The sequence below is a fragment of the Roseateles sp. genome, from assembly GCF_036404855.1.
Taxonomy (GTDB): Bacteria; Pseudomonadota; Gammaproteobacteria; order Burkholderiales; family Burkholderiaceae_C; genus Pelomonas.
On the sequence record NZ_DASWYS010000337.1, the window covers coordinates 11661 to 32957 of the forward strand.

The following is a 21297-nucleotide window of genomic DNA, read 5'->3' on the forward strand; positions in this document are numbered from 1 at the left end:
CCTGCCGCGCCCGTCACCGATGAGCGCTCGCTAACAGGATAGTCCAACTGTGTTCCGCTCCGCGAGGCGGTGTTTGAAATCGTTACGGCCGGCGGGTCAACTGGCGGCGCCCACCAGGGCGCGGATGATCTCGGGGTAGACCTGGGCACCGGTGTCGCGGTCGAACAGCCCCATGCTGTGGTTGCCAGTGGCGGCGCCGGCGTCCCAGTAGACCGGCACCAAGCCATGCGTCCAGGCGGAGCGGGCGATGTACTTGTCCCAGGCCAGGCGGTAGGTCTCGGCGCCCGGATGTTCGATGCGGCGGATGGCGCCGAACTCGCCGAGGATGACCGGGATGCCCTTGCCGACGAAACCGCTTTTCATCTTCTGGAACTGGGCATCGGCCCAGGCTTCGTCGAAGCCGGCCACCTTGGCCCTGGCATCGGGCGCAGCGGCACCCCACTGCCAGATACTGCTTTTCTCGTTGAGGGTGAAGTCGTAAGGGTCGTAGTAGTGGACCTCCATCATCAGGCGATCCCTGGCCGTGTCGTCCGGCATGACGGCGAAGTTGAGGGTGTGGTCGATGTTGGTGTTGAAGCCCTGCACGACGAGATGGCGCACGGCATTGTTGCCGCCGGTGGCGCGCACGGCGTTGACGAACTGCTGGTTGAAGCCGTTTTGCACGGTGCGGTACTCGGCCGTGGGTGTGCCGTAGTCGCCTTCCACCATGACCTCGTTGGTGCCAGCGAACAACAGCGTGTCGTCGAACGCTTTGAAGTGGTTGGCGATCTGCGTCCAGAACCTGGTGATGCGGGCGTTGGCCATCGCCTGGCTCGCGTAGGTGGGCTGCATCCAGCCGCCGTCCCAGTGGATGTTGATCATCACGTAGAGGTCAGCCGTCTGCGCGTAGCCGACGACCTGGGCGACGCGGGCCAGCCAGGTTGCGCTGATGTTGTCGTTGGCGTCGGCGTACTGCTTCCAGGAGACCGGGATGCGCACAGTCTTGAAGCCGGCGGCCCTGACTGCCGTCATCAGTATCTGAGTCGTGGCCGGGTTGCCCCAGGCGGTCTCGCCGCCTATGGATTCCAGCGCGTTGCCGAGGTTCCAGCCGGCGCCCATCAGCCGGCTGAGTTGCAGGCTGCTCAAGTCGCGCATGCCGCCCGGTGAAGGCGTTGGCGCAGGAGCCGGAGCGGACGCGGCTTCGGCACCGCCCCCACCGCCGCAGGCCGCCAGCGGCATCAACGCCAGCAGGGCCTGGCGCCGCCTCATGCGCCTGCCCTCTGCAGGCTCAGCAGCACGACGTCGTGGCTCCTCAGCTTCAGACTCACGCTGGCTCGGCCGTTGGTGCCGACGCGAAGCTCGCGCTGCACCTCGGGCCGGTCGGTCGTCAGGGCCTGCAAGTTGGCCAGCTGCATCGCGTCAAGTTGCTTGGGCGACCCCATCTTCAAGTAGGCCGTGTGAGCGTCGTTGATCTCGAAGCCAGTGCGGCGCTGCGTGAGCCGGTAGCGACCGGGCGGCAGATGACGCAGCTCGACAGAGACCGTGCCAACGTCGCGCGCCGGCTGAGGCTTGCCGAAGAAGCTGCGGTTGCTGACCTTCTGCCCGGTGTTGCGCCAGTCCCAGACCAGAGCCTGGATCTGCTGGCCGTTGGTGGCTGCCCAGCAGTAGGGATCACTCGCCGGCACCTCCATGCCCTGCAGCGCAGCCAGCTGCGCCAGGTAGCGGTAGGCGAACCACACCGGCTTGCGGATGCCTTCTCGGGTCATCATCCCGAAGCCGCCGTGGAAGGGCGCGTCCGGCGGCCCCGGCTCCTCGAAAAGGTCGCTGTAGACCCAGTAGCTCATGTGCTGGGCCAGGCCTTGTGTCTGCTTCAGCTTGGTCAGCACATAGGCCGCGCTCATGTAGCTGTCGTGGACGAGGTCGCGCGGGTTGTAGCTGGTGCTCCACTCGGTGAAGAACAGCGGGAGCCCCGGCAGATGCGAGGACTCGATCTCCTTGCGCACGCGGCGCACGTCGCCCACGATGGCGTCAGGCGACGGTGACAGCATGCGGTCCTCGACGCCGAACTCGTCCAAGTAGCCGTGGTCCACGCCGTAGGTATGGGTGGTGATGAAGTCCACCGGCGAGTCCGTGGCCTTGGCATGGGCCAGGAACTCCGGCACCCAGGCGGCGCCTGCCGTCGACGGCCCGCCGACCGGTAGTGCCGGGTCGATGGCCTTGATCGCCTTGGCCGTGCGTGTGTAGAGGTCGAAATAGGCCCTCTGATCCGCCTTCTCCCAGAAGCCGTCCAGGTTGGGCTCGTTCCATACCTCGAAATACCAACTGCGAACCTCGGTGGCGCCGTAGCGCTGTTGCAGGTGGCGGATGAAGGCGTCGATGAGGGCGACCCAGCCGGCGGGCTCGGGGTGGGAGGTATTGCCCTCCCAGTAGAAGATCTTGTTGTCGGAGCTCTTCAGCGCCAGAGGCGTGAAGCCCAGTTCGACGAAGGGCCTGATCCGGCGGGCCAGCAGCGCGTCGTAGAGCTTGTCGATGCCGGTGAAGTCGAACACGAGCTGGCCGTCCGAGTCGCGCGTAACGGTCTTGAAGACGTCGTGGAAGATCGCATGGAAGCGCAGGTAGCGAAAGCCCAGCTCGTCCGCCGCTGTCTTCAGCTGTGCCAGAGAATCCTCGCGGAACAGCGTGCCGGGGTAGTCGGCACCGACGCAGTGGTCGAAGAAGCGGTCCAGCGGCTGCCTGGCCTGTGCCAGGTCCATCACGATGCGGCGCTGCTGCGGCGGCGCGGCGATGGCGAGGTTGGTCACGAGCGGCAGTGCGGCTGCGAGCAGCTGGCGGCGCCGCAGATTGCGTGGTGAGGTCACGTTGGGAGTCCCCTGTAGACGAAGTTGCGGATGCGCACCTCGCCGGCACCGGCGCTGAACAGCGCGACGCGCAGGCTGACGAAGCCACCGAAGACGTTGTGGTGCAGCCCCGAGACTTCCATCTGCCAGGGGTGCTGCTTCCAGGTCTGACCATCGTCGTGCGAGTAGCGGAAGGTGACGACGTTCTCGCGATTGACGAGGTGGACGCGGACCTTGCGCGTCGTCACCGTTTCGCGCATCCATGCATGTTCCTGGCCGTAGCCATAGGTCAGCATCTGCGTCGTGCTGAAGGCGATGCCGACATGGCCGCGCTCGTCGTAGAACAGGCCAAGGCCGCCGTGGGCGGCGCCGCTGATTTCCAGCTCCGCCCAAGCCGCGTAGCTGCGGTCGCCGACGGCGCAGGTCAGTGGCGAGCAGTCCGCCAGCGACTTGCCCTTGCCGCGAAGGACGAGGGTGCCGGGCTCGAAACGCAGGCGGGCCGCTTCGTCCGGTCCCGGAGCGTGGAAGGCCCACTGCAGGCCCAAGCGGCCACTCGAAAAGTCGTCCGACAGCGCGAGCCCGGCCCGGCCGGACTGGCCGCCGCGCGGCTTGGGGAGCGGTCGGTCCAGCGTGCCGCCCTTGGCGCGGAACCATCCGTCCGGCGTCCATTCGATGGGTTCCAGCAGCGCCTGGCGGCCCAGTGTGCGCATGCCGTTCTCGTAGCCGTGATAGGCCATCCACCAGTCGCCCGCCGGCCCTTCGACGACACTGGCATGGCCGCGCGACCACCAGGGTTCGCTGGCGCTTCGCGTGCGCACGATGGGGTTGTGCGGACAGTGCTCCCAGGGGCCGTGGACCGATTGCGAGCGGGCCAGCGTGACCATGTGGCTGGTCGGTGGCCCGGCTGTGCCGCCGACGGCGGAGACGAGGTAGAACCAGCCCGCGCGCCGGAACAGCTTGGGGCCTTCGGGGGCGAACATCTCGACGACCCAGTCCTTGGGGTACTGCCAGGGCGCCCATGCATCGGGCTCCAGCGGGCCATCGGTGGCGAGGCCGTCGTCCTTCAGGCGGATGCGCCGGCCGCCGTTGACGAAGAGATAGCGCCGGCCGTCTTCGCCCACCACATGGCCGGGGTCGATGCAGCCGGAGATCTTCAGGTCGATGGGCTCGCTCCACGGGCCGCGCACATCGTCTGCGTAGACGACGTAGATGCCCGTGCCGGCGTCGTTCAGCACCGGGATGTAGAGAAAGTACCGGCCCTGATGCTTGATCAGGTCCATGGCCCAGACAGTCCCGATGGGCTGGGTGAGCGCTGCGGTGACGGGTGCCCAGTTCACCAAATCCCGCGAGTGCCAGATGATGGCACCTGGGTAGGACTGGAAGGACGAGAAGGTCATCCAGTAGTCGACGCCATCCTTCAACACCGTCGGGTCGGCATGGTCGCCGGCCACGATGGGGTTCAGGTAGGTGCCGTTCCCCAGGTCGGCCTTGCGCTGGCCTTCGGTACCGACGGCGAAGCGCGGTGCGGCCAGCGCGGTGCCGGCAGCAGTGCCGGCCAGCGCTGCCGTCACGGCCATGCGGCGCGACATCGTCATACGTGGCCCCGCGCGGCTTCGAGCTGGCGGCGGATGTCCAGCATGCGGCCTTCCGTCAGTGGGAAGCGCAGGATCGCGATCAGCGCCAGCACCAGGCCGATGACCGGAATGCCCGACAGCAGGATGCGGATCCAGAAGATGGCCTCGGGTGTCTGGAGGGACTGCTTGGCGTCGAAGCCCGTGAATTGCAGAATCCATCCGGAGGCGCCCACGCCCAGCGCAATCCCGACCTTGGTGATCCACGACTGGCAAGCGGAGAACGAACCCTCGCGGCGCTGGCCGGTCTGGGTCTCGTCGTAGTCCACGACATCGGCGATGGTCGCGCCGTAAAGCGTCCAGAAGCCGGCGCCCGTGAAAGCGACGAAGCCGCAGGCGAAGAGCTGCAGCACAGGCAGCTCGGGGTCGTACAGCCACCAGTCACCGATGAACGCGGCGATGGCCATCGCCAGCACCGTGGCCAGGCCGGCGCGCTTGCCGTGGCGGCGCGCGATCCAGGTGAAGAAGGGGATGCCTGCGAAGCCAAAGGCCATGCCGGCCAGGCCCATCGCGGTGTTCCACTTCGTCGCAAGCACGATGTCGCCCTTGCAGACGTAGTAGACGGTAGCGTAGTAGCCCAGGGCGCCCACCATGGCCGTGCCGATGCCGTAGGCCAGGGCCATCAGCAACACATGGCGGAACGGTTTGCAGCGTAGCGTGCGCCACAGCGTGTCAGCGAGTGGGATGTGGGTTTGCGTGCGCGAGACCAGCTTCTCGTAGTAGCGCTCCCGCACCAGCAGGAAGATGGCGATGGAGACCGCCACCATGATGGCGCCCAGGATGGCACAGTAGGTCTGGGCACCGCGCAGGATGTCGGGCTTGCCGTTGGCATCGTTGAAGATGGCCAGCGTCGTGAACTGGGCAGCAAAGAACATCGCCAGTTCCGGCCCCTTCTGAATGGCGTTGCGGATCGCCATCACGGTGGTACGTTCGTGATAGTCCGGCGTCATCTCCGAACCCAGGCTGACCCAGGGCATGTTGAAACAACTCATCACCGGCACATAGATCAGCATGCTGATGAGCATGAAGACGAAGTACTGCGTGTCTGTCCAGCCCTTGCCGACGGCGAACATCAGCGGCAGACCGATACCCGCGAGCACGCCGCCGACCAGGATGAAGGGCCGACGGCGCCCGTAGCGTGTGCGCGTGTTGTCCGAAATCCAGCCGAAGATCGCATCGCTGGCCGCGTCGATGAAGATCTTGATCATCTGCACCGTCGAGATCAGCCCGGGGGCGACGCCGAGGAAGATGTTGAAGACGTGGAAGGCCAGCGAGGGATAGAGCCAGTGGCCCCACATGTCCAGCACGGCGCCAAGGCCAAAGCCCACCTTCTGGCGCATGGGCAGGCGGTCCGCGGCGGGCGGCGCGATTCGGTCTAGGTGCAGAGTGCTCGCATTCACAGGATGCGCCTTTCGCGGATGACGTCCGCGTAATAGAGGGCGGACAGCTTGGGCGTGCGCACCTGCGTCTCGTAGTCGCAGTGCACGATGCCGAAGCGGCGCTGGTAGCCGTCTTCCCACTCGTAGTTGTCGATGAAACTCCACAGGAAGTAGCCGTGAAGCGGCACGCCGTCGGCGACGGCGCGGTGGGCCTCGCGCAAGTGGTTGCGCAGGAAGTCGCGGCGGTGCAGGTCCAGCACCTCTCCATTCACCACCGGCTCGTCGTTGTAGCCGCAGCCGTTCTCCGTGATGTAGAGCGACTGGTGGCCGTAGCACTCGTGGGCGAAGCGCGTGGCCCAGTAGATGGACTGCGGCACGAGGCGAAGCCAGGGGCTGTCGGCGCGCGGGTAGTTCACCGGATTGGGCAGGGCCTCGTAGGCCGCGCCGTCCTTGCCGGCGCGCACGTAGGTGCCGGTGTAGATGTTCAGGCCCAGGTGGTCGGTGGGCAGGCTGATGAGGTCGAAGTCGCCGGGCTCGACCTGGGGGGCATCGGCACCGGCGCGGGCCAGGTAGTCGGCCGGGTAGTGGCCGGCGTGCATAGCGCCCAGCACATGGGCGTTCATCTCAAGGAACCAGGCCCTGGCCGCGGCGATGTCGGCTGGTGTTTCGGTGACGGGGATGCAGACGTCGCAGTTGTCTGTCAGTCCCACCTCGGCGCCGGCGCCGCCGAACTCGCGCACAGCGCGCACGCCATGACCGTGGCACAGCAGCGCATGGTGGAAGGTCTGGTTGACGACGGCCGCACTCTCCCGCCGGCCCGGGGCCTTGGTGCCATAGCCATATGCCAACTGCGTGAAGCAGCGGATCTCGTTCATCGTGATCCAGTGCTTGACGATGCCGCCGAATGCCTTCACGACCGTGTCGGCATAGCGCGCGAAGGCTTCGACCGTCGTGCGTGAGGTCCAGCCGCCGCGGTCTTCCAGCGCCTGCGGCAGGTCCCAGTGGAAGAGCGTGACCCAGGGCGTGATGCCGTGCTTCTTCATGCTGGCGAAGAGGCGGTGATAGAAGTCGAGACCCGCTTGGTTCAGCACACCGTCGCCGCGCGGGTAGATGCGCGGCCACGCCAACGAAAGGCGATAGTTCCTTACCCCCAGCGAGGCCATCAGCGCGAAGTCTGCGTCGAAGCGGTTGTAGTGGTCGCAGGCAACGTCGAGCGTGTCGCCATCGTGCACCTTGCCGGGCAAGCGGCTGAAGCGGTCCCAGATGGATTCCCCCTTGCCATCGGTGAAGGCGGCACCCTCGATCTGTGGGGCGGCGGCGGCAACACCGAACACGAAGTCGGCGGGGAAGGGGCTGGAGTAGGTCAGGGAAGTCATTCAGGGAAGGAGCCAGGGGCTCAGGGTGGTATCCAGGCTTCGAGCCCAGATCTCGTAGCCCGCCGGGCTGAGGTGCAGCCAGTCGGGCAGGATGTCCTTGGACAGCGTGCCGTCCGGATTCATCAGCGCTTTGCCGATGTCGAGGAACACGACCTGTTTGCCGTCCGCCAGCGCGGGCAATAGCGCGTTGATCCTGGCGTTGTGTCGGCGCGTGAGGTCGTCGGGCTTCTCGCCGCGTGGGAACAGGGCCAGCAGCAGCACCTTGGCCTGCGGTTGCCGAAGGCGGATCTCTTCGAGGTTCCTCCGGATGCCGGCCACCGTCAGCGCCGGGTCTTCGAGCCGGTCGCCGGTGTTGTTGGTGCCGATCATCATGACGATGGCCTTCGGCGCCATGCCGTCCAGCTCGCCATGCTGCAGCCGCCACAGCAGGTTCTCCGTGCGGTCGCCGCCGAAGCCCAGGGCGACGGCGTGGTACCGGGCGAAATGCTCGGACCAGGCTGCCTTGCCTTCGTTCTCCCAGCCCTGTGTGATGGAGTCGCCGAGGAAGACGAGGTCCACGCGCCGGCCGGCCTCGCGGTGGGCGCGGATCTCGGCCAGCTTGGCCTCATGCCGCGGCAGCCACCAGTCGACGGCCCAGGATTCCTGCAGGCGTTCGGGTTTGACGGACTGCGTCCGGTAGTCGGGGCAGGCCGTCGTGGCCTTGCCGCGCCTGTGGATGCGCAGCCGGCTGATCTGTACTTCGCCGCTGCCCGTGCCTTCCAGCGTGAACGGTACGTTGACGGCGGAGAAGTCGTCTCCCTCGCGCCAGAAGCACTTCAGTGCGAAGGACAAATGTTGCTTGCCTTTGCCGATCAGCTCGCGGCCGGCGAAGAGATAGGGGATCTTGCGCTCGCAGTCCTTGCCGCAGCCAAGCTTGAACTTCATGCCGCCGCGGGCCAGGTCGATGACGCGCAAGTCGAACTCGATCGTGCCCTCCGGCAGGTAGGAGTTGAGGTCCAGCGGTGCGCCGTCCTGCCATCGCAGCTGCGCGATCCAGGTGTTTGTGAACTGCAGCGTCAGCGCGCCGTCGTCGCCTCGACGCGCGGCCACATGGCTGTTCGGCACGCGCGGATGGGCCGGCTTGGGCACCGTGACACGGTCGCCGGTCAGCCGGGCCTCCCCTTCAAAGTCGGTGATGGCGACCTGCCAGCCCTGGGCGGGCCGGCCGATATCGAGGTCCAGCGACTGCGCTGTCAGCGGCAGTGCGGCGAGCAGGGCGAGCAGGATGCGGTTCATCGTCAGTGGAAGGTCTTGGCTTGGCCGGGCTTGAGGTGCAGGTCGATCACGCGATCACCAATGCGGACACGGCCGCCGCCGGGGCCAGCCACCGAACGCACGGTGGCACGGGTGACGCGACCCTCGGCCCAGGCGATGTCGACCTCGAAGCCACCGCGCGCGCGCAAACCCCTGATCTCGCCTTGCGGCCAAGCCGCGGGCAGCGCCGGTAGAAGGTCAATGATGCCGTCCTGCGACTGCAGCAGCATTTCGGCAATGGCCGCGGTGGCGCCGAAGTTGCCGTCAATCTGGAACGGCGGATGCGTGTCAAAGAGATTGGGATAGGTGCCGCCCTGGTGAACCTCCCCACCGGGCCTGACGGCTTGGGAGCCTGGCTGCGCCAGCAAGCCGCGCAGCAGGTGGTGGGCATGGTCACCGTCACGAAGCCGCGCCCAGTAGGCCATCTTCCAGGCCATGGACCAACCGGTGCTGACGTCACCGCGGGCTTCGAGCGTCTTGCGCGCGGCGGCCGCGAGTTCGGGCGTGCGTGCGGGCGAGATCTGCCGGCCGGGAAACAGAGCGAACAGGTGCGAGACGTGGCGGTGGGTGTCCCTGGGCGTGTCCAGCACCACGTCCTTCATCTCGTTCTGCCATTCGAGCAACTGGCCCCAACTGCCCACGCGCGGGCCCGCGAGGCGGTCACGCAGCGAAGCGGCGCGGTCGCGCGCATGGTGGTCTCCGAGCACGTCGGCGGCTTGCGCGATGTTGTCGAACAGGTCCCACAGGATTTGCTGGTCGTAGGCCACGCCATCCTGGATGGGACCGTGCTCGGGCGACCAACCGTTGGGCGCGACGAGCCGGCCGTCCGGGGTGGTCTGGAGTCGGTCTTCCCAGAACTCGCCTACTTCCTTCAACACCGGCCAAGCCATCTCGCGAAGGAAGGCCTGGTCCTGCGTGAAGGCGTAGTGCTCCCAGAAGTGGCGGGCATACCAGGCGTTGCCGGTCATGTTCCACAGATAGCTCTGAGCGCCGAAGGGATTGGTCTCGGTGCGCAGTGCCCAGCCGCGCGCGGGCTTGCCGTCCTGGGTCAGGAAGGTCTCCTGCGGCGGCTGCACGGAGTTGTCCCATGGGGGCGTTTCGGGTGGCAGCGACTTCGGATCCCTGAGTGCCTGTGCGGCACGTTCGGACACTGCCTTGCGCCACTCGGGCACCAGGCGCGTCACGAAGCGGTGGAAAGGCCGGGCGGCCTCGGCCAGGTGCGTCACCTCGGCCGGCCAGTAGTTCATCTGCAGATTGATGTTGGAGTGGTAGTCGCTGTTCCACGGCGGTTGCAGGTGATCGTTCCACAAGCCCTGCAGGTTGGCCGGGAGCGAGTCGCGGGAGCTGGAGACGAGCAGGTAGCGGCCGTACTGGAAGTACAGCGCCTCCAGCTCGGGGTCGGCGCCGCTCTTCGTGTACGCGGCCAGGCGCGCGTCGGTCGTCAGCGCGCGGCGCTCGGTGGGGCTGGTGCCGAGGTCGAGCTGCACGCGGCCGAGCAGGGCGGTGACGTCGCGCTCATGATCGGCACGAAGTTCAGGCCAGGGCTTCGCGGCCGAGACCCGGGCCTGAACGCGTGGCAGCGGCGGCGTGCCGTCGGCGAAGCTGGTGTCGGCTCCCAGGAGCAGCGTCAGCGCATGGCAGCCGCGAAAGACCAGCGTGTTGCCATCGATGGCGATGCTGCCGCCTTCGTTCAGCACGTGCAGCTGGCTGGCGTAGGCCAGGCCGCTTGGCAGGGCGCCGGTGGCGGTGAGCGTCTGGTTCTCCGCGCTGACTGCAGCGCCATGGCGGTCGGTCAGCGTGACGCGGCCGTTGTAGCGGCCGGGCTGGTCGGCGCTGAGCCGCCAGACGATGAGCTGCGCGGGATGGCTGGCCACGGCCTGGCGCTCAAAGCGCACGCCGCCCTGCACATAGCTCAGCCGGTGCTGGGCATGTGCGATGTCCAGCTCGCGGCGGTACTGGCTGACGGGGGGCGTCGCGCCATCGAGTTCAAGCACGACATCGCCAAACGGCTGGTAGGCGCCCATCACCTTGGCATCGCCGGTCCACAGCGTGATGTCGTTGAACTGAAGCCGGTCGCGCCGGATCTGGCCGAACAGCATGGCTCCCAGCCGCCCGTTGCCGATGGGCAGGGCCTGTTGTTCCCAGCCCTGGGGCGTGTCGGGCGCCGGCGCCGCATAGCGCAGCGTCAGCTCGGTGGCCTGCAGGGGTGACAAGGCCAGAGCGAGCCAGCAGCAGAACAGCAGTCGCTTCATGCGGTCGTCAGCGTGGGCGGCCCATGCGGACCTTGAGCATGACCGGCTCGGCCGGCAGATTCAGGCCCCAGTCGACCTGGTCGCCGTTGAGCACACGTTCCATCTGCCAGCGGCCCTGTCCGTCGAAGTGGCCCTGCTCGGCGCGCAGCATCATGCCGCTCGTTCCGCCGGCCGGCTCCATGCGAACGCGCACGCGGTGACCGATGAGGATGAACTCATCCGGCGCGATCTGCGCCATGGCCACACCGCCGCTGGGCTCCTCGGTGCCGGGCGCCGGCTTGGCGAATTCGCCACCCCAGCTCGCTTCACCGAAGCGGCCCAGGCGATACGTCAGCTTGGCCGTCCAGCCGGGGAAGTCCAGTTGCTGAGGCTGGCGGTCATCGCCTTCGGCGATGCCCTGGGTGCGGCCCTCGAAGGCCCATTGGGCCCAAAGCCGCTGGATGGGTGCGAACATGCGGTAGATGCGCTCGAAGGGCTCGACGAGCGTGCGGTCCGTGGCGGTGGCACCCAGCGGATGGTTGCTGTAGTTGAAGTAGTCAACGCCAAATGGCGACACGCCGATGGCGCCGCGACCCAGCATGGCATAGAGGAAGCGACCGTAGGCCGGCTTGGTGCCGATCTCGGGCACCCACAGCGCGTTGTCGGGGCGCTGGAACAAGGCCAGGTTGGCGTTCACCTGTGCGGACTCGAAGTTGTAGATGTCGGGGCCGACGATGTCGATGGCGGGCGCCGCGGCCTTGTAGATGTCGATGACGTCGTGCGAAGGGCCTCCGCTCGCGAAGTTCTTGTTCCAGGGTTTGGGCGGCTGCTCCAGCGGGTTGCGCAGCGCGTTGTTGACGAACATCGGCAGGTCGTAGACGGCGCGACCTGCCGCGGCAATGTCGCCGATGTAGCGGGCGATGGCCCAGGCGTGGAAGTACTCGTCGGCGTAGTCGCCGTAGACAGCGCGCCAGTTGCCACTGGCAGCACCCGGTACCGGCGCCTTCTTGCGCGCCCGCACGGCGGCGGGCACATCTTGTTCGAAGGCAGCCTGCGCGGCCGGCGCGTAGTCGCGCACCAGGCCATAAGTGCCGACCTCGTTCTCGACTTGCACCATCAGCACGGTGCGCTGCTCGGCGTCGATCTTCTTCAGATGCGACATCAGCGCGACGAAGGCGCGCTTGTCGGCCTTCAGCGTTTCGTCGCCGAAGGGGCTAAGGCAGTAGCTGGGCTTGCCTTCCTGGTCCAGCATGGCCGGGAAGCGCTTGGGTGCGAGCTTGACCCAGGCTGGTGTGTACTGGGCGCTGGTGTTCTTCCAGGTGGCGAACCACAGCAGCACCAGGTGCTTGCGCTGTTGGCGGGCCTCGGCGACGAGAGTGTCGACGAAGCTGAAGTCAAAGCGCCCCTCTTCCGGTTCAACCTGCTCCCAGGCCACCGGCATGAGCACGGTGTTGGCCTTGATGTCGCGGGCGGCGTCCCACACCTGCTTGAGCGCGGCGGGGTAGTTGCTGGAATTGTGGGCTTGGGCACCGAGGATCAGGAACGGCTTGCCGTCGACCAGAAGTGCGTGGCGGCCGTCGTGTGTGACGAGGCGCGGCAGTTCTGCCGCCACGGTGGCTTGCAGGCTGAACAAGCAGGCCATCACCGCCGCAAGGAGAGGGGTCTTCTTCATCGGGATTCCGGAAGTTGCAAGATGGTCCGGCGGCACCGCCGCCGGACCCGGGCGGAGCTCAGAAAGCGTAGCTGGCCTGCACCGAATAGCGGCGACCGGTGTAGTTGACGGCGCGGGTCATCAAGCCGATGTTCTGCTGCATCAACTGGCGCGCCAGCGCGTTGTTCAGGTTCTGCCCTTCCAGGCTGAGGCTGAACTTGTCGGTGAAGCGGTAGGTGATGCCGGCGTCGATCTGGCCGTAGGCGTCGCTCCAGGTGGGCAACGCGTAGGCCACGGACGTGGAGTCGGCCAGGCGACCGTCGCCGTTGCGGGTGCCGTTGACGTTGACGCCTTGCAGGTACTTGGAGCGCCAGGCGTAGGCCACGCGAGCAGAGACCGGGCCCCAGTCATAAAGCAGCGCCAGGTTGTAGGCGTTCTTGGACAGATTGGTCAGCGGCAGGTTGCCGAAGGTGCGTCCGTCGGTGTCGCAGCCGTTGATGTTGAGGTTCAGGTTCTCTGCGCCCGTGCTGGTGCCGGCGCAGAACGGCGAGTTGACCGGGTTGTAGGGCTTGGTCTTGCTGTCCACGTAGGTGTAGTTGGCCTGCACGCCAATGCCCGCCAACCAGCCTGGGAGCATGTCGAGGTAACGCTGGAAGGCGATCTCGAAGCCGCGGGCGTGACCCTTGGCACCATTCACTGGTGACGTGACCGTGAAGTTGAGCGGGTTGTTGGCGGTATCGCGCAACTGCACGGTGGCCGACTGCTTGACGATGATGTCGCTCAGCTGCTTGTTGAAAAGCGCCAGGGTCAGCGAGCCATTCTTGGAGAAGTACCACTCTGCAGTCAGGTCGACCTGCGTAGACTTGATCGGCTTCAGCAGCGGGTTGCCGTTGGCCGTGCCTGACAGGTTGACGGCGTCGATGACCAGCACGGTGTCGTTGTTCTCCGTGTGCTTGGTCGTCGTCAGGTCCATCGTCGTGTAGGCCTGCATGTCCGCGAAGTCCGGTCGCGAAACGCCCCTGGCCACGGCCGCTCGGAACTGCAGGTTGTCGGTGCTCTTGAGGCGCAGGTTCAGGCTGGGCAGCACATTGATGTAGCTCTGTTCGGCGTTGATCGGCGTAGAGAAGTTGGCGATGTTCGGCACCGCAAGGCCGCGCACCGTCTGGTTCGGGTTGGGTTGGTCGGCCTTGTTGTTGAAGACGGTGTAGCCGCTGGCCTTCATTTCGGTGCGTACGGCACGCAGGCCGACATTGCCGTCGATGGGGGTGCCGGAGTCGGTGAAGTCGAATCGCAGCTGGGCGTACGCAGCTTGCGAGCGCTCATGCTGTTCGTTGTTGCCTGCCGGGTCGGTGCCGAAGCTGGCCGGCGCCCAGGCTGCGCATCCACTGCCCCAGCCATTGGCCGCCGTGAACTCCTGGCAGCGGATGTCGTGGTACTTGTGCAGCGCCGTATAGCTGGTCGGGTAGTCCTTGGCCAGGGAGACATCGGGCACATAGACGGCCGGCACGCTCTGACCGCCGAAGAAGTTCGTGAACGGGTGCAGGCGGGTCGGGGCGTTGAAGCGCGGGTCGCTCAGATAGGCCACGTCGCTGATGTCCCAGCCTCGCTGCCAGGTCTGAGTGATGGCCGACCAGTTGTAGTCCGGCACCGTCTTGGTGGTCATTGCATCCCGGTCGGTCAGGCGGATCCCGAAGGACAGGTCCTGCAGCACGGCATGGTCGAAGTTGAACTTGCCGTCCGCACGCCACGCCTTCTGCTCGGCCTTGCTGCGGTCCAGATGCTCCATCGTGAAGGCCCAGTAGTAGTTGGCCTTGTTCTGCAGCGCGGCCAAGTCGCTCGAGTCGAAGACGACGCGAGGCGTGGAGCCGGTCAGATCCAGGTTTTCCTTGGGCATCAGCAGGCCGGTGGCGACGGTGGAGTCGAAACCGCGCGTGTCGGACTTGACCAACTGCAGGTCGGTGCTGAAGCTCCAGCGGTCGCTGGCCTTCCAGGCCAGGTTCCAGGCCAAGTCCCGGGTCTTGGAGTTGCGCGTCATGTAGCGCGTGTCGGCGCCGAAGTTGACGCCGCCATCGGCCGGGGCGGTCAGCGTGCCGCTGACAAAGACGTTGTTGCTGTTGTACTTGGCATCGCTGCCGATGACGATGTTCCAGGGGTTGGTCTGCGCGAACAGCGCGTTCTCGTCCCACTGCATCTTGTACTTGGATTGGAAGTAGGTCAGCGAGCTGCTGACGTTGTCCTTTTTCCATTGCGCGGCCGCGTAGGCGCCGTCGCGGTTGCGCTCAAAGTTGGAGTCACGCCACTGCGCCCCCTTGGGGGCCCAGTGTGTGCCGTCGATCTTGTAATAGGGCTCGACCTGCCAAAGATCGGTGCGCGTGGTGCTCTTGCTGTGCGCCAGGCTCAGCAGCACGCCAAAATCGCCTGCATCCGTCATCCAGCGGTTGGACAACAGGCCCGAAGCGGAAGGGCTGAACCGACCTTGCAGCTTGTTGTAGTTCCCGCTGGCGGTGACCTGGCCCTTGAAGCCGGCATAGTCGAACGGCATGGCGGTGCGCAGGTTCACCAGGCCGCCGATGGAGCCTTCAATCTGCGCGGCCGTCGGGTTCTTGTAGACGTCCACCGCCGCCATCAGCTCGGGGGGCACGTCCTCGAAGTTCAGCGCGCGGCCGCCGTTGGCGGAAAAGGTGTCGCGACCGTTGACCTCGGAGCGCACGTAGGACAGGCCGCGGATGTTCACGCTGGAGCCTTCCACCGAGTAGTGCTCCGGGTCGCCCTTGGCCATGGTGCGATCGATGGTGACGCCGACGACGCGCTGCAGCACTTCTGTGACGGAGCGGTCGGGCAGCTTGCCGATGTCGTCGGCGACGATGGAGTCGACGATCTCGTCGGAGTTCTGCTTGATGCGCTGCGCCGACTCCAGGGCGGCACGGCGGCCCGTCACCACGACGGACTCGATCTTCTGCGTCTGCTGGGGTTTGGCGTCGGGAGCCGACGCGGCGGAGGCCGGGGCAGGCGCGGTCTGCGCGAAGGCCAGGCCGCTGCAGAGCAGGGCGGCCTGGGCAGCGGCTAGGGATACGGCGGTTCGGCGGTAGTGGTTCACTGTGTCTCCTCTCGTTGTCATCGGGGGGGCTCTTGGCCTGTGTGTCTTACTGCTGGTTCGTCGGGATGGCGGGGGTCAACATCGCCCTGACCCACGAGCGCGTGTCATGTGTGCGAGGGTGTTCGTCATTGGCAGCGCTGTCGGTCAGGGTGGGTTGGTCGGGGCGGTCCGGGCGTCGGGGGCCTCAGGCGCAGAAGCGATTGGCGAGGTTCTCCAGCACCTCCTGGCGTCCCGAGACGGGGGCCACGTCGGCGTTGGTTTCGAGGACTTGGTCGGCCAGTTCGCCCAGGCTGCGGTGGCCTCGCAGGATCGCCTGGCCAGCGGCCGTGTCCCAGCCGGCGTAGCGGGCGTCGACGGCGGCCTTGAGGCGGCCATCGTTGATCATCTTCTCGGCGATCAGCAGCGCCTGGGCGCAGACGTCCATGCCGCCGATGTGACCGTGGAAGAGGTCGGCCGCGTCAATGCTCTGGCGGCGGACCTTGGCGTCGAAGTTCAGGCCGCCCGAGCCCAGCCCGCCGGCCTGCAGCACGTGGTACAGCGCCAGGGCCGTTTCGGGCACGTTGTTGGGGAACTGGTCGGTATCCCAGCCCAGCTGCGGGTCGCCCCGGTTCATGTCGAGGCTGCCGAGGATGCCGAGTGCGCCTGCGGTGGCGATCTCATGCTCGAAGCTGTGGCCCGACAGCGTGGCGTGGTTGGCCTCGATGTTGACCTTGACCTCCTTCTCGAGGCCGTAGCGCACGAGGAAGCCGTAGACGGTCGCGGTGTCGAAGTCGTACTGGTGCTTGGACGGTTCGCGGGGCTTGGGCTCGATGAGGATGGCACCCTTGAAGCCGATCTTGTGCTTGTAGTCGACCACCATGGTCAGGAAGCGGCCGAGCTGGTCCAGCTCCTGGCCCAGGCGGGTGTTCAGCAGCGTCTCATAGCCCTCGCGGCCACCCCACAACACGTAGTTCTCGCCGCCGAGCTTGAGCGTCGCGTCCATCGCGTCGCGCACCTGGAGGGCTGCCAGCTTGAAGATCTCCGGGTCGGGGTTGGTGGAAGCGCCCGACATGAAGCGGCGGTGGCTGAACAGATTGGCCGTGCCCCACAGCAGCTTCAAACCGGTGGCTTGCTGCTTCTCGCCGAGCACGTCCACGAGGCGCAGGAAGTTCTCGTGGCTTTCACGCGGCGTGGCGCCCTCCGGGGCGACGTCGCGGTCGTGGAAACAGTAGTAGGGCAGGCCAAGCTTTGCGAAGAACTCGAAGGCCGCATCGGCCTTGGCATTGGCCAGCTCCATCGGTGTGCCGCCCTGAAACCAGGGGCGCTCGAAGGTGGCGCCGCCGAAGGGGTCCAGGCCGGTCCAAACAAAGTTGTGCCAGTAGCAGGCGGCGAAGCGCAGGTGCTCCTCCATGCGCTTGCCCAGGACGATGCGGTCCTTGTCGTAGTGTTTGAAGGCCAGCTCGTTCTGGCTGTCGGCGCCCTCGTAGCGAATGGGGGCGATGTGGTGGAAATAGCTCGTCATGGGGAAGAAGACTGAAGGTCAGGCACCGCGCAGGCGGCGGTACAGGTCACGGAAGCGCGCCAGGCGGGAAGCCAGGCGGGCATGGCGTTCGGGGTCGGGGACGTGGCGGGCCGCGATGCCGGGGCGGGTGCAGACGGCGTCGACGCTGGCGCCGGTGGCGAGCCAGCCGAGCCGTGCCGCACCGAGCGCGCCGCCGGCTTCACTGCCGTCATGAACGAGGATCTCGGCGTCCAGTGCATCGGCGATCAACTGGGCCCAGTAGGCGCTGCGGGCACCGCCGCCGACGAGCGACAGGGCGTGCACCTCCGTGCCTGCTTCGCGCAGTGCGGCCAAGCCGTCGGCGAGACCGAAAGCCACGCCCTCGAGCACGGCATGAGTGCAGTCGGCGCGCGTCGTCTGCGTTGTCAGGCCATAGAAGGCGCCGGGTGCAAAGGGGTCGTTGTGCGGCGTGCGCTCTCCCGCAAGGTAGGGCAGGAAGATGGGGGCATTGACTGCGCTGTCATTTTGCGAAAGCGAAGCCAGCAGGGTGGATTCGTCGGCGCCGGCGAGGGCGCAGAACCACTTCAGGCAGCTCCCTGCCGACAGCATCACGCTCATTTGGTGCCAGCGCTGCGGCAGGGCATGGCAGAAGGCGTGCACGGCCGACGTCGGGTTGGGCGCAAAGCGGTCGTTGACGACGAAGAGAACGCCCGACGTGCCCAGCGAGATGAAGCCGTCCCCCGGCTGGGTGGCCCCAATGCCAATGGCGCTAGCCGCGTTGTCGCCCGCGCCGCCGGCGATGAGGACTTCTGCACCGAGGCCCCAGGCCTTGGCCAGTTCGGGTCTCAGGACGCCGCCGGGCTCGCTGCTTTCGACCAGACGGGGCATGTGCGCGCGCGTCAGGCCGCAGGCCGCGAGCAGTTCATCGGACCAGTCGCGCCTTGCGACATCCAGCCACAGCGTGCCTGCCGCGTCCGAAGGATCGGAGACCTTCTCGCCGCAAAGTTGCAACCGCAGCCAGTCCTTGGGCAGCAGCACACTCTTCACTCGGGCAAACGTCTCGGGTTCGTGCTTGCGAACCCACAGAAGCTTGGGGGCGGTGAAGCCTGGCATCGCGAGGTTGCCGGCGATGTTGTGCAGGCGCGGCGCAGCCGTACCCAGCTCTACGCATTCGGCATGGCTGCGGCCGTCATTCCAAAGGATGGCGGGACGCAGGACGGTATTGGCCGCATCGAGCAGGACCGCGCCGTGCATTTGGCCCGACAAGCCGATGCCGCGCACGGCGGAGAACTCGGCAGGATGCGCGGCGCGCAGCTTGGCGATGGCCGCTTGCGTAGCCCGCCACCAGTCGTGCGGGTCTTGCTCGGACCACAGCGGTTCGGGGCTGGACAGCGTCAAGGCACTGCCCGCCGTGCCGACGGTGCGGCCTTCGCCGTCGAGCAGCAGGAGCTTGACTTCCGAGGTGCCGAGATCAATGCCGAGATACATCAGGCCGTTTCCTCGGCATCGGCCGTGATGGCCCCGCTGTCGGCCAGCGGCAGTGCGGGGCGGGTCAGGCGGTAGCGCGCCAGCGCGGCGGCGCCCACAGCGACGGCATTGGCACCGAACATCGACGTGCGCACACTGGGCTGCGGCAGGCTGGCTGCGGCCGCGTAGTCCAACAGCGTGTCCAGCGCTGGCTTCAAGAAGGGCTCGCCCAGTTCGACGACGCTGCCGCCCAGCACGATGCAGGCGGGGTCGTAAGCCGTGGCCAGGTTTTGCAACAGCACGCCGAGATAGCGGCCGGCGGAGTTGACGGCCTTCAGCGTCTCGGCGTCTTCGTCGACCAGGTGGACTCGCACCTCCGCCAGTGAGCGCAGGGCCGCCTCGTCGCCGCTTCCGTGCAGCATGGCGCGTGTCGCGATCAGCGCTTCGGCGCAGCCGCGGCGGCCGCAGGAACAGCGCGGCCCGTTGAGCTGCAGCACCATGTGGCCGACCTCGCCAGCGAAGCCGCGGCTGCCGGTCAGCAGACGGTCGCCGACGATGACGCCGGCGCCCAGGCCCTGATTGATGGACACGTACAACAGCGGGTCCGACGCTGGCGCGGGGTTGAACTCCATTTCGCCGAGCGCAGCCACGTCGGCTTCGTTTTGTATGAAGAGTGGCACTCCGGCGAGCGTCGTGTCCTGCAGCTTGGCGGCCAGCAGCGTGCCGAAGGGGATGTCGCGCCAGCCGAGGTTGGGGGCGAAGTGCAGTACGCCTCGCGCCTCGTTCACGCCGCCGGGCAGCCCGACACCGATGCCCAGAATCTGCTGGTCAGCGTCCAATTGCCTGCGTAGTTTGACCAGCGCCGTGGCCAAGCTGGCGATGCAGGCCTTGGCCGTGCGGGCGGCGCCATAGTTGGCCACGGTGCAGGCCTGAACCTCGCCGGTCAGCGAGGTGGCGACGACCCGCACCGACTCGATGCCAACCTCGGCACCCAGCAGCAGCAGGCGGCTTGGGTCGATGAAGAGCGGTGTGGGGCGGCGGCCCAGGTCTCCGGTGGCGACGACTTCGCGCTCGACCAGCCAGCCCTCGCCGATCAACTCGCGCACCAACAGGCTGACGGTGGACTTCGTCAGGCCCACGGCTCCGGCCAGATCGGCACGTGACAGCCCTGGGTTGGCACAGAGGTGCCTCACCAGCGCCATTCGATTGATGACCTTGAGCAGCTGTTGGCTGCCGGCGGCTTCGGCCTGCACGTTGTCTCCTGTGTCGTGTGGCCTCGGTGGGCGGGACCGGGGCTTTTGTGAATTCATATTAGTTCGGGCGTCGAACGAAGTAAATAGGGTGAAAGCACCTAGCGCGACGGGCGGGGCCTCGCCGAAGATCGCGCCGCCCGCCATTCCCGGTGAGGCCCATAAGAATCCCGGCCCCGAGACAGCCATGACAGATCCGTCCATCCGCAAGATTGTTATCGTCGGCGGCGGCACCGCCGGCTGGATGGCGGCTGCGCCACTGGCTCAGCGCTTTGCGCAGGCCGGTAGCCCGGCGGCTTGCGAGATCACGCTGGTGGAGTCGCCCGAGATTGGGACCATCGGCGTCGGGGAGGCCACGTTGCCGCCCATCCGCGCCTACAACCGCTCGCTGGGCCTGGACGGTGCGGACTTCGTCAGGAAGACCCAGGGCAGCTTCAAGCTGGGCATCGAGTTCCGCGACTGGGGGCGTGTGGGCCACAGCTTCTTCCACGGCTTCGGCGACTTCGGCCCGGCCATCGAGAACCGCACTCCCTGGCAGCACTGGCTGCGCCTGCAGCGCATCGTCGACAACTTGCCGAGCTACGAGGACTGGTCCACTTCCACGGTGATGGCCAGGCGCAACCGGTTCACGCCTCCCGAAGGTGGGGCGCCGTCGGCGGCGAACGCCTACTCCTTTGCCTACCACTTCGACGCTGGCCTCTACGCGACCTATCTTCGCGAGTACGCGATGGCGCGCGGCGCCCAGCGCGTCGAAGGGCTGATCGTTGATGTCGAGCTCCGGCCCGAGGACGGCTTCGTCGCAGCAGTCAAGCTCAAGGACGGCCGCCGTGTCGAAGGAGACCTCTTCGTCGACTGCTCGGGCTTCCGCGCGCTGCTGATCGGCGGCGCGATGCAGTCGCCCTTTGAGGACTGGACGTCGCTGCTGCCCTGCAACAGCGCCCTGGCCGTGCCGAGCGAACGTGTCGAGCCGTTGACGCCTTACACCATGTCCACCGCCAAGACTGCGGGCTGGCAGTGGCGCATCCCGCTGCAACACCGTACCGGCAACGGCCATGTCTATTGCAGCCAGTTCGTCAGCGACGACGAGGCCGCAAATACGCTTTTGGCAGGCCTGGACAGCAAGGCCCTCGATACACCGCGCCAACTGCGCTTCACGACGGGCCGGCGCAGGCAGGGCTGGGTGAAGAACGTCGTCGCCATCGGACTGGCGTCGGGCTTCCTGGAGCCGCTGGAGTCGACAAGCATCCAGCTCATCATGGATGCCGTCGGGCGGCTGATCCAGTTTTTCCCGGACAAGCATTTCAAGCCGCATCTGGCTGCCGAGTTCAACCGCCGCATGGCGCTGCAGTACGAGTCCATCCGCGACTTCATCGTGCTGCACTACAAGCTGACCGAGCGGCGCGACTCCGAGCTGTGGCGTTACTGCGCGGCCATGCCCATTCCGGACTCCCTGGCGCACCAGATCGAACTCTTCCGCAGCGCGGGCCGCGTCGCGATCTTCGACCCCGAGGGCTTTGCAGAGCCCTCCTGGGTGTCGCTTTTCCTCGGCCTGGGCCTGCAGCCTGAAAGCTACGACCCCTTCGTCGAGCACATCGAGCCGCAGGCCCTGCTGCAGCACTTCGTGCG

At 66.8% G+C, this 21297-nt stretch carries 13 protein-coding genes; 1 reads left to right on the plus strand and 12 read right to left on the minus strand.

The features are described 5' to 3' along the window. Positions 1-96: 96 nt before the first annotated feature. The 12 genes from VGF12_RS22530 to VGF12_RS22585 form a co-directional block, all read right to left on the minus strand. Positions 97-1248 carry a glycoside hydrolase family 5 protein gene (locus VGF12_RS22530; RefSeq protein WP_331178285.1) on the minus strand — a complete coding sequence of 384 codons (1152 nt, stop codon included), beginning with the start codon at positions 1246-1248 and terminating at the stop codon, positions 97-99. Continuing rightward, positions 1245-2837: a GH39 family glycosyl hydrolase gene (locus VGF12_RS22535; protein ID WP_331178286.1), complete on the minus strand. Its 1593-nt coding sequence runs from the start codon at positions 2835-2837 to the stop codon at positions 1245-1247. The genes VGF12_RS22530 and VGF12_RS22535 overlap by 4 nt, the downstream gene beginning before the upstream one ends. Beyond that, positions 2834-4411 (minus strand): family 43 glycosylhydrolase, encoded by a 1578-nt coding sequence (locus tag VGF12_RS22540; RefSeq protein WP_331178287.1) that lies wholly within the window; start codon positions 4409-4411, stop codon positions 2834-2836. The genes VGF12_RS22535 and VGF12_RS22540 overlap by 4 nt, the downstream gene beginning before the upstream one ends. Next, complete coding sequence (locus VGF12_RS22545; RefSeq protein WP_331178288.1) at positions 4408-5787, minus strand: MFS transporter; 1380 nt, start codon at positions 5785-5787, stop codon at positions 4408-4410. Before VGF12_RS22545 ends, VGF12_RS22540 begins: the two co-directional genes overlap by 4 nt. Before the next feature lie 56 nt (positions 5788-5843). After that, the gene (locus tag VGF12_RS22550; protein ID WP_331178289.1) at positions 5844-7202 is read right to left on the minus strand and encodes a GH1 family beta-glucosidase; all 1359 of its coding nucleotides are present in this window, start codon (positions 7200-7202) and stop codon (positions 5844-5846) included. After that, positions 7203-8477: a GDSL-type esterase/lipase family protein gene (locus VGF12_RS22555; RefSeq protein ID WP_331178290.1), complete on the minus strand. Its 1275-nt coding sequence runs from the start codon at positions 8475-8477 to the stop codon at positions 7203-7205. A 2-nt stretch (positions 8478-8479) separates the two neighbouring features. Next, entirely contained in the window at positions 8480-10747 is a 2268-nt protein-coding gene (locus VGF12_RS22560) for a glycosyl hydrolase family 95 catalytic domain-containing protein (protein ID WP_331178291.1), read from the minus strand. A gap of 7 nt (positions 10748-10754) precedes the next feature. Next, on the minus strand, positions 10755-12398 hold the full coding sequence (locus tag VGF12_RS22565; RefSeq protein ID WP_331178292.1) for a DUF5597 domain-containing protein: 1644 nt from the start codon (positions 12396-12398) through the stop codon (positions 10755-10757). A gap of 58 nt (positions 12399-12456) precedes the next feature. Then, entirely contained in the window at positions 12457-15474 is a 3018-nt protein-coding gene (locus VGF12_RS22570; protein ID WP_331178293.1) for a TonB-dependent receptor, read from the minus strand. A 184-nt stretch (positions 15475-15658) separates the two neighbouring features. Further along, a complete protein-coding gene (xylA, locus tag VGF12_RS22575) occupies positions 15659-16975 on the minus strand; it encodes a xylose isomerase (RefSeq protein WP_331178294.1) in 1317 nt (438 codons plus the stop codon). 18 nt (positions 16976-16993) lie between these two features. Next, positions 16994-18442 carry a xylulokinase gene (xylB, locus tag VGF12_RS22580; protein ID WP_331178295.1) on the minus strand — a complete coding sequence of 483 codons (1449 nt, stop codon included), beginning with the start codon at positions 18440-18442 and terminating at the stop codon, positions 16994-16996. After that, positions 18442-19674 (minus strand): ROK family transcriptional regulator, encoded by a 1233-nt coding sequence (locus tag VGF12_RS22585; protein ID WP_331178296.1) that lies wholly within the window; start codon positions 19672-19674, stop codon positions 18442-18444. Before VGF12_RS22585 ends, xylB begins: the two co-directional genes overlap by 1 nt. A 184-nt stretch (positions 19675-19858) precedes the next feature. Here VGF12_RS22585 and VGF12_RS22590 point away from each other — a divergent pair. Next, positions 19859-21297, plus strand: a 1439-nt coding sequence (locus VGF12_RS22590; protein WP_331178297.1) for a tryptophan halogenase family protein, incomplete at its 3' end; no start/stop codon positions are given.